The sequence below is a fragment of the Nevskia soli DSM 19509 genome (assembly GCF_000711955.1).
Classification (GTDB): domain Bacteria; phylum Pseudomonadota; class Gammaproteobacteria; order Nevskiales; family Nevskiaceae; genus Nevskia; species Nevskia soli.
The window spans coordinates 1-14406 of sequence record NZ_JONR01000067.1 but is presented as its reverse complement, the minus strand read 5'-3'; the positions used below and the strand labels follow the sequence as shown (position 1 = coordinate 14406).

Annotated in this window: 11 protein-coding genes; 10 read left to right on the top strand and 1 reads right to left on the bottom strand. The window is 64.4% G+C overall.

Annotation, left to right across the window (positions count from 1 at the left end):
- Positions 1-332 precede the first annotated feature (332 nt).
- Complete coding sequence (gene imuA, locus BP26_RS0121900) at positions 333-992, bottom strand: translesion DNA synthesis-associated protein ImuA (protein WP_051749284.1); 660 nt, start codon at positions 990-992, stop codon at positions 333-335.
- A gap of 287 nt (positions 993-1279) precedes the next feature.
- Here imuA and BP26_RS0121895 point away from each other — a divergent pair, with 287 nt between their 5' ends.
- From BP26_RS0121895 to BP26_RS0121845, 10 genes are all read left to right on the top strand, one after another.
- Positions 1280-2641 (top strand): cytochrome P450, encoded by a 1362-nt coding sequence (locus BP26_RS0121895; RefSeq protein WP_036517637.1) that lies wholly within the window; start codon positions 1280-1282, stop codon positions 2639-2641.
- Positions 2642-2780: 139 nt separating this feature from the next.
- A complete protein-coding gene (locus BP26_RS0121890; RefSeq protein ID WP_029922693.1) occupies positions 2781-3611 on the top strand; it encodes a helix-turn-helix transcriptional regulator in 831 nt (276 codons plus the stop codon).
- 115 nt (positions 3612-3726) lie between these two features.
- Positions 3727-3870 carry a hypothetical protein gene (locus tag BP26_RS30190; protein ID WP_169740763.1) on the top strand — a complete coding sequence of 48 codons (144 nt, stop codon included), beginning with the start codon at positions 3727-3729 and terminating at the stop codon, positions 3868-3870.
- Positions 3867-4748, top strand: a complete 882-nt coding sequence (locus BP26_RS0121880; RefSeq protein ID WP_029922692.1) for an alpha/beta fold hydrolase — start codon at positions 3867-3869, stop codon at positions 4746-4748. The genes BP26_RS30190 and BP26_RS0121880 overlap by 4 nt, the downstream gene beginning before the upstream one ends.
- 581 nt (positions 4749-5329) lie before the next feature.
- On the top strand, positions 5330-5716 hold the full coding sequence (locus BP26_RS0121870; RefSeq protein WP_029922690.1) for a hypothetical protein: 387 nt from the start codon (positions 5330-5332) through the stop codon (positions 5714-5716).
- 109 nt (positions 5717-5825) lie between these two features.
- A complete protein-coding gene (locus BP26_RS0121865) occupies positions 5826-6668 on the top strand; it encodes a D-hexose-6-phosphate mutarotase (protein ID WP_036517635.1) in 843 nt (280 codons plus the stop codon).
- A gap of 224 nt (positions 6669-6892) precedes the next feature.
- Complete coding sequence (locus BP26_RS0121860; RefSeq protein WP_029922688.1) at positions 6893-9631, top strand: winged helix-turn-helix domain-containing protein; 2739 nt, start codon at positions 6893-6895, stop codon at positions 9629-9631.
- A gap of 16 nt (positions 9632-9647) precedes the next feature.
- Positions 9648-10871, top strand: coding sequence for a LuxR C-terminal-related transcriptional regulator (locus BP26_RS27940; RefSeq protein WP_051749283.1), 1224 nt, complete (start codon positions 9648-9650; stop codon positions 10869-10871).
- A 503-nt stretch (positions 10872-11374) separates the two neighbouring features.
- On the top strand, positions 11375-13816 hold the full coding sequence (locus BP26_RS0121850) for an efflux RND transporter permease subunit (RefSeq protein WP_029922686.1): 2442 nt from the start codon (positions 11375-11377) through the stop codon (positions 13814-13816).
- A gap of 110 nt (positions 13817-13926) precedes the next feature.
- Positions 13927-14406: DUF1329 domain-containing protein (locus tag BP26_RS0121845; RefSeq protein ID WP_029922685.1), on the top strand; the 480-nt coding region annotated here is incomplete at its 3' end.

The following is a 14406-nucleotide window of genomic DNA, read 5'->3' as shown; positions in this document are numbered from 1 at the left end:
CAGGGCCTCCAGCGGCAAGGCCGGCAGATGGATGCAGAGCCAGAGCACGGTTCACGCCCTGGCCCTAAGAGCCTGTAACAGAATGAATCGCGCCTGCGACGGCGGTCATTTTTGCGCAGTGCAAGTCGGACAGAGTGCGGCATGGTGATTCCATGGTGCGCTCTGGCCGGCGCAGCACTGCGCAAAAATGGCCCCGTCCCGAAGGGTTGCGCCCAAAATCGCGCCAGACTGCGTTGTCAGCCCCAGCCATGGAATCACCATGGCTGAGGCCTCCGCCTTGCCTGACGCGATTTTGGACTGCAACGCAGGTGCGATTCATTCTGTTACAGGCTCTAAGCAGCTCGTCGCAAGGGAAACGGGCATTCCACCCGCTGTCCCGGCCGCGCGCCGCGGCAGCGCACGATCTCCACCGACAGCGCGGCCGGCATGGGCGTCACCTGCAGGCGCACGGCGGCGATGGAGTGCGCACCGTAAGCGCCGGCGTGGGCGACGATGCCGATGCTGCGCCCGGTCTCGGCCGCGAGTTGCAGGCGGCGCTCGATGGGGGCTTCGAGCGCGGGGCTCCACAAGGCAACCGCGCCATGAAGACCGGAACGCAGCATCTGCTCGGTGGCCCACAGCGCGTCGACGCGATCTTTCGGTGCGATCCACAACAGCTTGTGCAGATCGACGCCGGCATCGCGCAGCGCCGGAGCATAAGGAATGTAGGGTGGGGCGATCAGCGCCACATGGCGCCCGGCCCGGGTCAGCCGCGCCAGCAGGGGCACCACCAGGGAAAAGCCAAGGCCGGATTCGCGGCTGACGATCTGGCTCAGCGCCCCGACCGGCCAGCCGCCGAGCAGTGCCTGGTCCAGCGGCGCGATGCCGGTGGATTCGGAATCCGGCCGGCTGCGGCCCAGGCCGCGCCAGACGCCGGCAATGGCGTCCACGTCCACGCTGCCACGCAGCGCCGGTGCGGCGGGGGAGACAGTGCTGGTGGTGGTGGCAAGCATGCCCAAATACTATACAAACGTACAGTAGAATGGCAAGGGCCGGTGAATGCCAGTCCGAGATCGTCAGTCACTATTTTTTGAAAAACCCGCACGCATTCGTGCGCTTGATCCGATGGGCCTGGATTTGCCACATTTTCGGGCACGCCGGCGCCGGATATGCGATATAAAGTTCACCCGTAAGGACGAGGCGGCGGGTACCGGAAATTCCGAGACTTGGGCCATTCCCGCGGCGTCCCGGCGCCGCCTCATTTTTTCGACTTTACAAGCAATCGGAATAGGGTAAATCAATGGGCATTGCGGAAACGGCTCCGGTCATCGAAACCCCGCTGGTACGCGGCTACCCCCTGATCGGCAGCGTGCTGGGCATGGCCAAGGACCCGGCGCGGTTTTTCCTGGACTGCTACCGCGAATACGGGCCGGTGTTCCGGGTCAAGATCCTGAGCAAGACCTACACCGTCATCGCCGGCGTGGAAGCCGCCAACTTCCTCGGCACGCGCGAAGGCAAGGAGTGCCTGCGCTCGAAGGAATTCTGGCAGGGCCTGGTGGGCGAGTACGGCGCCACCCGCACCCTCACCGGTGAAGACGGCGAAGCCCACAAGGAGCTGCGCGACATCATGCGCCGCGGCTACTCCAAGGAATCCATCAAGGGCCGCTACAACGAGCTGATCTCCATCACCGACCGCTCCATCGAGCGCGACTGGAAGGTGGGCCAGCCGGCCCCGGTGCTGCAGGCCATGCAGTACATGGTCACCGACCAGCTCGGCTCCATCCTCACCGGCACGGCGCCGCTGGAATACGTGCAGGACATCCGCACCACCATCCTCTACATCCTCAATGTGCTGGTGACGCGGCAGCGGCCGAAATTCCTGCTTATGAACCCCAAGTACAAGAAGGCCAAGGCGCGCGTGTTCGAACTCGGCGAGAAGATGATCGCCGACTACTACGCCAAGAAGGGCACCAAGAAGGAGGAGGAGAAGAACCTCATCGACGACATCATGGACGCGCATCTCAGCAACCCGCGCGTGATGCCGGCCAGCGACCTGGTATTGAGTCTCACCGGCCCCTACGTGGCCGGCCTGGACACCGTGGCCAACACCATCTCCTGCTTCGTCTATGCCGTGCTCAAGCATCCCGAGGTGCTGGCGCGCATCCACAAGGAAGTGGACGCCCTGTTCGCCAACGGCCGCATCGAGGAAGAAGACCTGAAGAAGATCCCCTCGGTGCACGGCGCCATCATGGAGACCATGCGCCTGTACCCGATCGCCGTGGCGCAGATGCGCACCGCCACCAAGGACTTCACCTTCGCCGGCCACAAGATCAAGGGCGGCGAAATGCTCTACATCGGCACCAGCGTGCCGCATTTCATGGAAGAGTTTTATCCCAACCCGGAAAAATTCGACATCGACCGCTACGAGAAGCCGCGCTCCGAACACATGCAGTCCGGCGCCTACTCGCCCTACGGCCGCGGCCCCCACACCTGCCTGGGCAAGAGCCTGGCCGAGGTGCAGATGGCCATCTCCATGGCGCGCCTGTTCTACCGCCTCGACCTGGAACTGGACCCGCCGGATTACGTCCTGCAAACCAAGACCGCGCCCACGCCGGGCCCGTCGATGGAGTTCAAGGTGAAGGTGAAGGGCTTCCGCCACTAGGACACCTTCCGCGACAGCGGAAACCGTTGCACAGGGCGGGGCGGCGCAGGCCGTCCCGCCCTTTTTATTGACGCCGCCATAGGGCGCATAATGAATTCGGCCCAGCCACAAGGAAGCGCAGTCCGCCGGTTCATCCGCCATGCCCGAGTTCGAAGTCAGCCACCTGCTGGATACAGGCACCGTCGCGGTGCGCACCGTCCATTGCGACGGCGCCTGCCGCCATCGCAGCGCGGAAGAATGCACCTCGGCCACGCAGCTGGTGTTTCCCTATCGCGGCATTTACCTGCGCCATGTCGGCAGCGAGCAGGCCGTGGCGGATGCCAACCACGTGCTGTTCTTCAATGCCGGCGAGGGCTACCAGGTCAGCCATCCGGTAGCGGGCGGCGATGCCTGCCTGTCGCTGGGCCTGTCGGAACCGCTGCTGCGTGAACTGGCACCGAAATCTTTGTTGAACGACCGGGGCGCGCTCGGCTTCCGCCGCCAGCATCTGCGCATCGACCCGCGTGCGCAAGCCCTGGTCGCCCTGCTGCGGCACAGCCTGGAAAACGGCACCATCGAACCGCTGGAAGCCGAGGGCCTGCTGCTGACCCTGGTCTGCCGCAGCCTGGGGCCGCGCACTTCGCACGAGTCCGGCGCAACCCACGCACGCCGCCGCCTGGCCGACCGGGTCAAGGTATTGCTGGCCGGCGATCTGTCGCGGCGCTGGACCCTGGCGGAAATCGCCGCGGAGATCGGCGGCTCGCCGGTCTACCTGACGCAGGTGTTCCAGCAAGTCGAGGGCATACCTCTCTATCGCTATCATCTGCGGCTGCGCCTGGCGCGGGCCCTGGACCTGGTGGCGCGCTACGAAGACCTGTCCGCCCTGGCCGCGGAACTGGGCTTTTCCAGCCACAGCCACTTCACCGCCGCTTTCCGGCAGGCCTATGGCCGTTCACCGACTGCGTTCAAGCAATCCGCCCGACGCGCCTAGTCCGGCGCCTGCAATGCGGGCTCCGTAAAATCGCTAAAGATTTCGACAGCGGCCGCAGGCGCCGGATGGTCTTCTATGCATGCCCGATCGGCGGGCATCCAAAGGAGATGTAGTCATGATTGAAAAAACCTGCGCGGTTTGCGATTACCCGCTCGACGCGAACGCCATCAAGGTCACCATCGACACGCGCGTCGTCGAAGTCTGCTGCGAGGAATGCGCGCAGAAATTGCAGGAAGCCAACGCGAAGAAGCCCTCATGAACGGCGCGGACTTTTTCGCGAACCGGCGCACGGTGGCGACCCCTTCGGGGAACATCAGCTACGTCGAGCACGGCAGCGGCCCGGTAGCACTGTTCGTGCATGGCGTGCTGCTCAACGGCTACCTGTGGCGGCACCAGCTGGCGCAGCTCGGCGGGCTCAGGCGCTGCATCGCCGTCGACCTGCTGGCGCACGGCGCCACGGAAATTTCCGCCGACCAGGATGTTTCCGTGACCGCCAACGCCCACATGCTGGCCCAGTTCCTCGATGCGCTGAAGATCGAGCAGGTGGACCTCGTCGGCAACGACAGCGGCGGCGGCATCTGCCAGATTTTCGCGGCGCTGTACCCGGGGCGCATCCGCAGCCTGGCGCTGACCAACTGCGACACCCACGACAATTGGCCGCCCGAGCCGTTCAAGCCCTTTGTCGCGATGGTCGCCGCCGGCGGCCTGCCGGACACGCTCAGCGCCATGCTGGCCGACAAGTCCGTCTACCGTTCGCCGCAGGCCCTGGGGCCGGCCTACGAGCGGCCGGAAGCCGTCAGCGACGACACCATCGAGACCTACCTGCGGCCGTTCACCCGCTCGGCACAACGCCTGCGCGACATCGAACGCTTCGTCAACGCTTTCGATTGCCGCCACACCGTCGACATCGAAAAGCAGCTGGGACAGGTGCGGGCGCCCACGCTCATCGCCTGGGGCACGGACGATATCTACTTCGACCTGAAGTGGTCCCGCTGGCTGGAGCAGGCGATCCCCGGGACGAAGCGGCGCGTGGAATTCGAGTCCGCCCGCATCTTCTTTCCGGAAGAGCGTTCGAGCGAGTTCAACGGCGAGCTCAAGGCGCATTGGATCGCCAGTTCCAGCACGGATTCGAACTAGGGCCTGTGAACGCTAATTTGATCGCTGCGACGGCCTCTGGAGGCGTCCAGCGCAAGGAGAGAGGAGCGTGATGTACTCGAAGTACATGAGCGACGAACGATGCCGCGATGGGCGCCTCCAGAGGCCGTCCCGGAGGGTTGCGCCCAAAATCGAGCCATGCGGCGTTGTCGCCCTTGGCCATGGATTCACCATGGCCAAGGGCTCCGCCTTGCTTGGCTCGATTTTGGACTGCAACGCAGCGATCAAATTAGCGTTCACAGGCCCTAGTGAGGACGTAAGTGCCGAGTGCATGGCCCTTTCCGCTTTGCACGCGCTCCGGCGGCAGCGGAGAGGCTGAAAAGGTGGGCCGGGTAACTGGCTCACCTTTTTATTATTGAGGCAGGGACGCCGAAAAATCGATGTGCCCTTATTGAAAGCCCGCACACATACAGTGCATGACATGCGTGTAAGGAAGATGCGGGATGGGCAGGCAGGCAAAGCCTTCCGGATTTCAAGGCGTTCCGGTCAGCCGACTTGTTTTTCCCGGGTAAGGGGTGTATCGGTAAAACATGAAGTCCAACCGGAAATCAGCGGTAACAGCCATGAATAAATCAATCTCCCTTTTTCTTCCGATCGCGCTTTTCGGGATTGTGCTGAATGCGGGCGCAGCCCCCGACTACTCACGGCTGACCGACGAGGATCTGCTTTCCAGCGACAAGCCGATACTGTCCGTGGCGGATGCGCAGCAGGCCATCGACCACAACGTGCTCAGTTGCCAGACCGATAACACGGTTGGCAGCCGCATCGATAAATTGACCGTGTGTGAACTTGTAAAAACCCCTGCTCCCACGGGTAGTCGCTATAAATTCGTCCTCACCTCGGATGGTTTGTATCCGATGTTCTGCGTGGCAAGCGCGGGATGCACCGTTCCTCCTTCAGTGGCTTCAAATTTGTCCAGCCTGCAGCGTCTGCAACCCCGGACCAATTGAGCGGCGGCTTCCCCGGAACAGGCTTGCCGATGTGAGATGTTGTGGAATTGGGTGATTTGTCGTACCCGCTGGGTTAGGGTGGAGCTCCTGACCAGCCACAAGTTCGAATATGCGACTCACTCCCGGTGAAGGCGGACTGCAACGCCTGCTGTTGACGGCGGCCGACGGCGCCCGCGCGGAGATTTATCAGCACGGCGCGCACATTACTTCGTGGGTTCCGGCCGGCGGCAGTGAACAGCTTTATCTGAGCCGCAAAGCGCAGTTCAAGCCCGGCGCGGCGATCCGCGGCGGCGTGCCGGTGATCTTTCCGCAGTTCGCTGGTGAAGGGCCTTTGCCCAAGCATGGATTCGCCCGTGGCTTGTCGTGGCGCCTGGTCACGGCGTCACAGGCGGGGCAAGGGTCCGCCACCGCGGTATTCGGACTGGACGACGACGACACCACGCGTGCCATCTGGCCGCATCCCTTCAAAGCTGAATTGCGCGTCACCCTCGGTGGTGCGGCGCTGGAGACGATGCTCAGCGTCGAAAACACGGGGGAAAGTGAAATTTCCTTCACCGCCGCCCTGCACACCTACCTGCGCGTGGCGGAAATCGGTGAAGTGCGCCTGCATGGCCTGCAGGGTCTGCACTATCGCGACACCGCGCAAGGCGGTGTCGCGGCGGTCGAATCGGCGGAACAGTTGCGTATCGAAGGCGAGGTGGATCGCATCTACTTCAGCGCGCCCGCACGGCTTGAACTGAGCGGTGCGCCGGGGCGCCTGCACATCGAATCCGCCGGCTTTCCCGATGCGGTGGTGTGGAACCCGGGGGCCGAGCGCGGCGCGGCGCTCTCCGATCTGGATCAGGGGGGCTATCGCAATTTTCTTTGCGTGGAAGCCGCGGCGGTTGGTATACCGGTCAAACTGGCGCCGGGCGCGCGCTGGAGCGGGACGCAAAGACTGCTGCAGGATTGATTGTCCGCGGTGACGGTCTCTGCGGCCATAGGCCGCGCCGCGTTTGACTGACACCCTGCTCTGGCGAAGAATCCGCCGAACAGTCCCGGCCGGATTCGTCGAGGCAAGTGCAACGGCAGGTCCGGGTTGGCGTGTTGCAGTGCAGCGAGGATGCCGGCGGATCCGTGCATGGACATCCGCACGGCACCCGTCTATAAATAAAAAACACGAGGAGAGCAGACCGAATGAGCGTCAGCAAAGGCGCCGGTGGTGGCATCAGGGCACAGGCGGAAGTCTATGCCCACAAGCTGTTCGCGCCGACCCGGCATGCCGGGGCGATCCGCCGCACGGCGATCCTGGAGCGCATATTCAGCGACGATTGCAGCCGCACGGTGCTGCTGCAGGGGCCGGCCGGCCATGGCAAATCGACGGCTTTGCAACAGTTGAAGAGCGAATTCGAGGCCCGTGGCTTCCTCACCGGCTGGCTCAGCTTCGACGAAGCGGACAACGATGCCCGCCGCTTCTCCATCCATATGCATGCACTGGTTGCCGCCCTGCTCGGCGGTGCCGCGGGCGAAGCCGCTTCCGGCGACGACGAGAACAGCGAGCTGGGCCGCCGCCGCCGTTCCGACTGGATGATCGACTGCCTGTTCCGCCTGGGCAAACCCGTCGCCATCTTCTTCGACGAATTCCAGACCCTGCGCGACAAGTCCATCCTCAGCTTCTTCCGCGGCCTGCTGGAGCGGGTGCCGGCGAACGTGCGCATCTTCATCGGCTCGCGCTCGGTGCCGGAAGTCGGCCTGGCGCGGCTGGTGATCAGCAACCAGGCACTGATCCTGCGCGCCGACGACCTGCGTTTCTCGCCGGCCGAGGTGGAGCAGTTCTTTGCCGCCTCGCATGACCTGGCGGTGAGCCGTGAGGAACTGGCGGCGATCTATTCACGCACCGAAGGCTGGCCTGCCGCGCTGCAGCTGTTCCGGCTGACCCTGGTCAGCCCGCAGGTGCGCAAGTCCCTGGGCGATCTGGACAGCTACCGCCCGCGCGAACTGGCGGAATACCTGGTCGAGAACGTGCTGAGCCTGCAGCCGCCGCGGGTGCAGGAATTCCTGCTGCGCACGTCGCTGCTCAACCGGCTCAGCGCGCCGTTGTGCGACCTGGTCACCGGCTGGACCGACTCGCAGGAGATGCTGCAGCAACTGGAGCGCTCCGGCCTGTTCCTGCGCGCGCTCGATTCGGACCTGCACTGGTTCAAGTACCACGCCTTGTTTTCCTCTTTCCTGGCGGAGCAGCAGCGGGCGCAGTCGGCCGAGGCGGCGCTGGAAGTGCACCGCCGCGCCGCCGACTGGCATCTGGCGCATGGCCTGTACGAAGAGGCCGTGCATCATTTCGTCGCCTGCCGCGATTTCGTGTGCGCCACCGATACGATGAACATCTGGGCCTCCCGCCTCAGCGCCGGTGGCCACCTGATCACCATCGAGCATTGGTACGACCAGCTGCCGTTCGAGGAAGTGGCGAAACGTCCGGACCTTGCCATCAAGGTGGCGTACGCCCTGGTTTTCCTGCGGCGCCACCAGAAGCTGCGGCCCATGCTGCAATTGCTGCAGCGCATCGCCGGTTCCGGCGAGTTGGAGAAGACCACCAACCCGGACGTGGTGCTGTCGATGGCGGCGGTCAGCGCCGACAAGGTGCCCGACGCCTTCAACATCATCGAGCGCGTGCGTATCGAGGGCTGGGAGCCTTCCGGCTTCGCCGCCTTCGAGTTGGGCGCCGGCGCCAACCTGGTGGGTTACCGCGACCTGGCCATGGGCGAGGTGGAGCGGGCGCGTCAGCATTTCGCGCTGGCGCGGGCTTACAGCGATCGCGGCGACGCCAGTTTCAGCGGCGGCTATACCGTGGGCCTGACCGGCGTGACCCTGATGATGCAGGGGCAGCTCGACGCGGCGCTGGAGAATTTCCGCCAAGGCATGGCCGAGCAGCGCATGCATCTGGATGGCTCGTTCGCTTCCGCCGCGCTGGTCTCCTGCTATATCTGGGCGCTGTACGAGGCCAACGAGCTGGACCTGGTCGAGGCGCTGTTCGCGCAGTACCGCGAGGTCATCGCCGATGCGGTGCTGCTCGATTTCCTCGCCGTGGCCTATCTGCCGATGGCGCGCACCCATGATGCGCGCGGGCGTCCGGCCAAGGCCATGGAAGTGCTGGACGAGGCGGAGAGCATCGGCCATGCCAATGGCTGGGAGCGCCTGGTGCGGCTGGTGCAGTGGGAGCGGGTGCGGCGCTGGCTGGTGTCCGGCGCGGTCGACCGGGCGCAGGCGCTGGCCGCGCACATTCCGCCGGCGGTAGAGCCGTTCTCCGAAAGCTGGCGGCTGTTTTCCGAGGATCTGGAGGGCGAGTCCTTCGGCCACATCCGCCTGGCCATCCACACCATGGATACCGATACGGCGGCCGGGATCCTCGGCCGCGAGATGGCGCAGCAGCGCGAGCGCGTCAACCGGCAGATCAAGCTGCACCTGTTCGATGCCCTGCTGCAGGAAAAGAAGGGCGCGCACAACGCAGCGCACCGCAGCCTGCGCAAGGCCCTGCAACTGGCGCAGCCGGGACAGTTCATCCGCAGCTTCATCGACGAAGGCGAGGGCATCCTGCACCTGCTGCGCGAGGAGTACCAGACCATCATGGAAGGCACCAGCGGCCGGGAGGCCCAGTTCGGCGCGGACCGCACCTTTGTCGAGCAGATCCTGCAGGCCTCCGGTACCGACCTGAGCCGCGCCCCGGTGATGGCGGTGCAGCCATTGGAGGCGCTGACCGACCGCGAGAAGGAGATCCTGGTTTTCCTGGCCAACGGCGTATCCAACAAGGAAATGGCCGGCCGCATCTTCGTCTCCGAGAATACGGTGAAATTCCATCTGAAAAACATCTATTCCAAGCTGGCGGTGGCCAATCGCCTGCAGGCGATCAGCGCCGCGCGGCAACTGGGCATCGTCCACTGAGCCGGCGCGGGCTACCATGATCCAGCGCATCGCCGATCCCTTGCAGGCCATGGCGCTTACGCAGGGCATGCCAGTGGCCCAGGCCGGCGCCACCTCCCTGCACATCGTCGATTCCTGGCAGCGCTGCCAGGGCATGGGGCTCGACAGCGGCGCCGATCCGCAGCCCAATCCGGTGTCGCGTCACGCGGTCCGGCACCTGCTGCAGCGCGACCTGCTGCTGGCCAGCGTGGCCGCGGAGGAGTTGCGCACCCTGGCGCAGGCGGTGGCGGATACCGAACACGTGGTGATCCTGATCGACGACCAGGGCCGCATCGTGTCGGCGGTGGGGGAAGCGGCGGCGCGCGGCCCGGTGTTGCAGCATGCGCGCAGTGGCGTCGATTGCACCGAGCTGTATTTCGGCACCAACGCCGCCGGCACCGCCCTGGTCGAGCGGCAAGCGGTGCTGGTGCGGCGCGACGAGCATTTCTTCCGCGGCCTGCGCCACATGGATTGCCTCGCCGCGCCGATCTTCCGGCCCGGCGGCGAGCTGATCGGCGTGCTCGACGTCTCCTGTGAAACACGGCCGCTGGTGCCGGGCCTGATGGAACTGGTGCAAAGCTCGGTGACGCGCATCGAACGGCTGCTGCTGCGCGAACTGCGCAGCCCGCACATATTGCGCCTGCACCCGCACCCGGGTTGCGTCGGCACGCCGTTCGAGGGCCTGATCGCCCTGGGCGAAGCGGGGGAGATCCTCGGGCTGAATACCTTCGGCGCTCGTCTGCTCGGCGTGCAGCAGCAACAGGCCCTGGGCCGCTGCCTCGGCGAGCTGCTCAGCGCCGATCTGCGCACCCTGAACCGGCGCGCGGGCCAAGCGGTGAACCTGCGCACCCAGGCCGGCATGAGCGTGTTCGTCACCCTGGCGGAAGCGGAGGATCTCGCAGGGCGCCATCGCCGGGCGCCGTCCGGCAATGGCGCCTCGACCGCGCCGCTGCCCATGCTGCAGTGCGACATGGGGCCGCTGGAGAGGTTGACGCGGCGCGAGCTGAAGATCCTGCGCCAGCTCGATTCCGGACTCAGCAACAAGGAAATCGCGGCAGCCCAGTTCATTTCCGTGGGCACCCTGAAATGGCATCTGCACAACATCTACGGCAAGCTCGCCGCGCGCAGCCGCTCGGGCGCCCTGGCCAAGGCGCGGGCACTGGGTCTGCTCGATGCCGAGCCGGCGCAGGATGACGCCGTGCCGGCAAAGACCTTCCTTTAGGTAGGGGCGGCCATCCGGCCGCCCGGGGTAAAAATCAGAAAACAGCCGCGTCACGCTGACCTGTACGGTACGGCTGGCGCAGGCCATGACTGCTGTACTGCGAGGGGATTGCCATGTGCGTGATCGAACGTCGGATAGGCAAAAGCTGCAAGCACTACCTCAAAACTACCCTTGCGGGTAGTGGCTTCAATCCGCCGCTTCCCTAGTCTTGAAAAAAACCAGCACGCACCTTTTCCAGGGCGTGACTACATCAACTCAAGGCGAGGATGGAGGAGACCATCATGCCCACCGCTTCGGCATACCTGCCGCAAGCAAGTGCTGCCTGCTTTTACGGCCATTGCCCCGGTGGGCATGCCGCGCTTGACCGCTTCCCCCATTCAGACCGCTTCGCCGCCCTTGCGGGCAGGCGGGGTACGTCCATAAGCCGGTAAAGGAGATGCCCGTGGAAACGTTTGTGGCCTTCAATGAAGCTTCCGCCGTCTCCGTCGGGCGTGGTGCCTGAAATGCATTCACTGCGCTTCCGTATCGCCGCATGGGTCATGGCGCATCGCGGCCTGATGACCCTGGTCTTCGTTGCCATCACGGCCTTCTTCGCCGCGGGGCTGCGCAATGTCGAGCTGAAAACCATCTTCTCCGACCTGCTGCCGAAGGATGACCCCTTCGTGCAGGTGTTCAAGGATCATCCCAACTTCGGCAACCCGCTCACCATCACCCTGATGGTCAAGCACAAGAGCGGCGACATCTACAACGCCGAGACCCTCGCCAAGGTCTGGCAGATCACCCGCGACATCGACCTCGCGCCGGGCGTCGACCACGACCAGATCCTGTCCATCGCCACCGAGAAGGCCCGCTACGCCGAGGCCACGCCGGAAGGCATCGACATGCGGCCGCTGATGGAAGACCACGTGCCGGCCACGCCCGAGGATATCGCCGATTTCCGTCGCCGTGTCGACAAGGCTCCCAACGCGCGGGCCTTCCTGATCTCCGGCGACGCCACGTCCACGCTGATCAACGCCACTTTCATCGAGCAGCGCCTGGACTATGGCGAGGCCTTCAAATTCGTGCACGGCCTGGTGCAGAAGTACGGCGATGCCGACCATGAGGTTTACATGGCCGGCCAGCCGGCCCTGACCGGGTGGGTCTACGAGTACGAAACACAGACCTACATGATCTTCGCGGTCACCCTGGGCGCCCTGGTGCTCGCCCTGGGCCTGTACATGCGCAACATCGTCGGCATCGTCACGCCCATCGTCACCAGCCTGGTGGCGGCGATCTGGGGTTTCGGCTTCGTCGGCTGGCTCAAGTCGCCGATCGAGCCGCTGCTGATGGTGGTGCCGTTGCTGCTGATAGCGCGCTCTTTCTCGCACTGCGTGCAGTTCACCGAGCGCTATTACGAGATCTACTCGCACGTGAAGGATCGGGTGAAGGCGGCCGAGATCACCATGGGCGTGATGATGGCGCCGTCGGTGCTGGGCATCTTCACCGATATCGTCGGCATCTTCCTCATCGCCATCGCGCCGATCCCGGCGATGCAGCGCTTCGCCCTGTTCTGCGGCTTCTGGGCGATCTGGCTGATTCCCACCGGCGTGATCCTGATCTCGCTGCTGCTGGCCTCGCTGCCGGCGCCGAACAATGTCGATCGTCTGATCGGCAAGGGTGCCACCACCGGGTTCCACCGCGCTTTCAGCGGGTTGCTGCGCGGCATCGCCAGGCTGTCCTACGGCAAGGTCGCCAATGTCACCACCGTGGTCGTTGCCGTGATCACTGTATTCGCCGTCTACACCGCCTTGCAGATCAAGATCGGCAACCCGGTGGAAGGCAGCAACCTGCTGTGGCCGAACTCGGAGTTCAACCAGGCGGTTCGCGAGATCAACAGCCATTTTCCCGGCGTCAATACGCTCGAAGTGGTGCTGGAAGCCAAGGACCAGAACGATCCGCAGCGTGTCGCGCGCCAGTCGGACACCGTCATCACCATGCTGCGACTTCAAGGGCTGATGGAGCAGGGCACGGCGCCGCCGCGCGCCACACTGTCCTTCGCCGACTATCTGATGGAAGGCAACCGCCTGTTCGCCGGCGGCAATCCGAAATGGCTGCCGCTGGATCCGGACAACACCGCCACCAATGCCGCCGCCACCGCGGTGACCATGGGTACCAGTTCCAAGTCCTTCTCCCACGTCATCGACTTCGACCAGGAGAATTCCACCGTTTCGTTCTGGTACAAGGACAACAAGCAGGAGACGGTGGACGCGGCGCTGAAAGCGGCCAAGGTCGCGGTCGAGGCGGTCGGCATCGACCACGACAAGTTCCGCGTGCGCCTGGGCACCGGCACCATCGCGCTGCAGCAGGCGATGAACAACGTGGTGCACGAGTACCACTGGACCATCATCGGCTGTCTGAACCTCGTCATCCTGCTCGGTTGCAGCCTGGCCTACCGCTCCTTCGTCGCCGGCTTCATCCTGCTGATCCCGGTGAACCTGGCCAACTTCATCATCCAGGCTTCGATGCATCTGATGCACATCGGCCTGGATATCAACTCGCTGCTGGTGGCGGCGATCGGTGTCGGCGTCGGCATCGACTACGGCATCTACCTGCTGTCGCGCATCTGCGAGGAATACCACGCGCAGGATCACGACTGGGGCCGCACCATCGTCGCCTCGCTGACCACCACCGGCAAGGCGATCATGTTCACCGCCACCATCATGCTCATCAGCATTCTGCCCTGGTACTACCTGTCCGGTCTGAAGTTCATGGCCGACATGGGCCTGCTGCTGGTGTTGACCATGTTGATCAACATGGTGCTGGCGCTGGTGGCGCTGCCGCTGCTGGTATGGCTGGTCAAGCCGAACTTCGTCGCCCGCAAGGATCTGTTCGTGGGCGAGGGCGTCGACCTGTCCCAGTTCACCGCCGGCGACGATTTCGACGGTACCCCGGCGGGGGCCAAGTGAGTCCCGCGGTTATTACAACGATGCCTTTCCAAGACATGCACGACGTCTGCGCAGCGCCCTCGCGGGCCCTGCCGGCGCTTGTGTCCTGACGTGCCCTGAGGAGAAGAGTGATGCGCATACGCAAATACGATGTGGACTACGGACGCCGGGCTTTACTGCAGAAGGCGGCACTGGGCGCAGGAGCGGGCGTACTGGCGCCGTTGTGGCCGATGATCGCCAGCGGCGACATGAGCAAGGCTTATCCGGATGAATTGACCTCGGTGGACATGTATACCAAGGGCAAGATCAAGACCGGCGACAAGCTGACCGCGGCCAACGTCGACGCCGTCAAAGACCTGCTCGACCCCATCACCTACAAGCAAGTCAAGGAAATGGGGCGCGTCATCGAAATCGTCCCCACCGTCAAGGACCCGGCCGTCCTGTACCCCATGGCCTTCCTGGAAACCACCCTCAAGAACAAAGGCAAGGCCAAACTCGCCGCCGACGGCAACATCGTCGAAGCCAGCAGCGGCAACCCCTGGATCGGCGGCCTGGCCTTCGCCGAACCCAAGACCCCCGAAGAAGCCATCGCCAACCTCACCCTCTCCTGG

Excerpts from the sequence above, each read along its gene's own strand:
- imuA (WP_051749284.1), bottom strand. The coding sequence starts at position 992 with ATGCTTGCCACCACCACCAGCACTGTCTCCCCCGCCGCACCGGCGCTG.
- BP26_RS0121865 (WP_036517635.1), top strand. The coding sequence starts at position 5,826 with ATGCGACTCACTCCCGGTGAAGGCGGACTGCAACGCCTGCTGTTGACG.
- BP26_RS0121860 (WP_029922688.1), top strand. The coding sequence starts at position 6,893 with ATGAGCGTCAGCAAAGGCGCCGGTGGTGGCATCAGGGCACAGGCGGAA.
- BP26_RS0121850 (WP_029922686.1), top strand. The coding sequence starts at position 11,375 with ATGCATTCACTGCGCTTCCGTATCGCCGCATGGGTCATGGCGCATCGC.
- BP26_RS0121895 (WP_036517637.1), top strand. The coding sequence starts at position 1,280 with ATGGGCATTGCGGAAACGGCTCCGGTCATCGAAACCCCGCTGGTACGC.
- BP26_RS0121890 (WP_029922693.1), top strand. The coding sequence starts at position 2,781 with ATGCCCGAGTTCGAAGTCAGCCACCTGCTGGATACAGGCACCGTCGCG.
- BP26_RS27940 (WP_051749283.1), top strand. The coding sequence starts at position 9,648 with ATGATCCAGCGCATCGCCGATCCCTTGCAGGCCATGGCGCTTACGCAG.
- BP26_RS0121880 (WP_029922692.1), top strand. The coding sequence starts at position 3,867 with ATGAACGGCGCGGACTTTTTCGCGAACCGGCGCACGGTGGCGACCCCT.
- BP26_RS30190 (WP_169740763.1), top strand. The coding sequence starts at position 3,727 with ATGATTGAAAAAACCTGCGCGGTTTGCGATTACCCGCTCGACGCGAAC.
- BP26_RS0121870 (WP_029922690.1), top strand. The coding sequence starts at position 5,330 with ATGAATAAATCAATCTCCCTTTTTCTTCCGATCGCGCTTTTCGGGATT.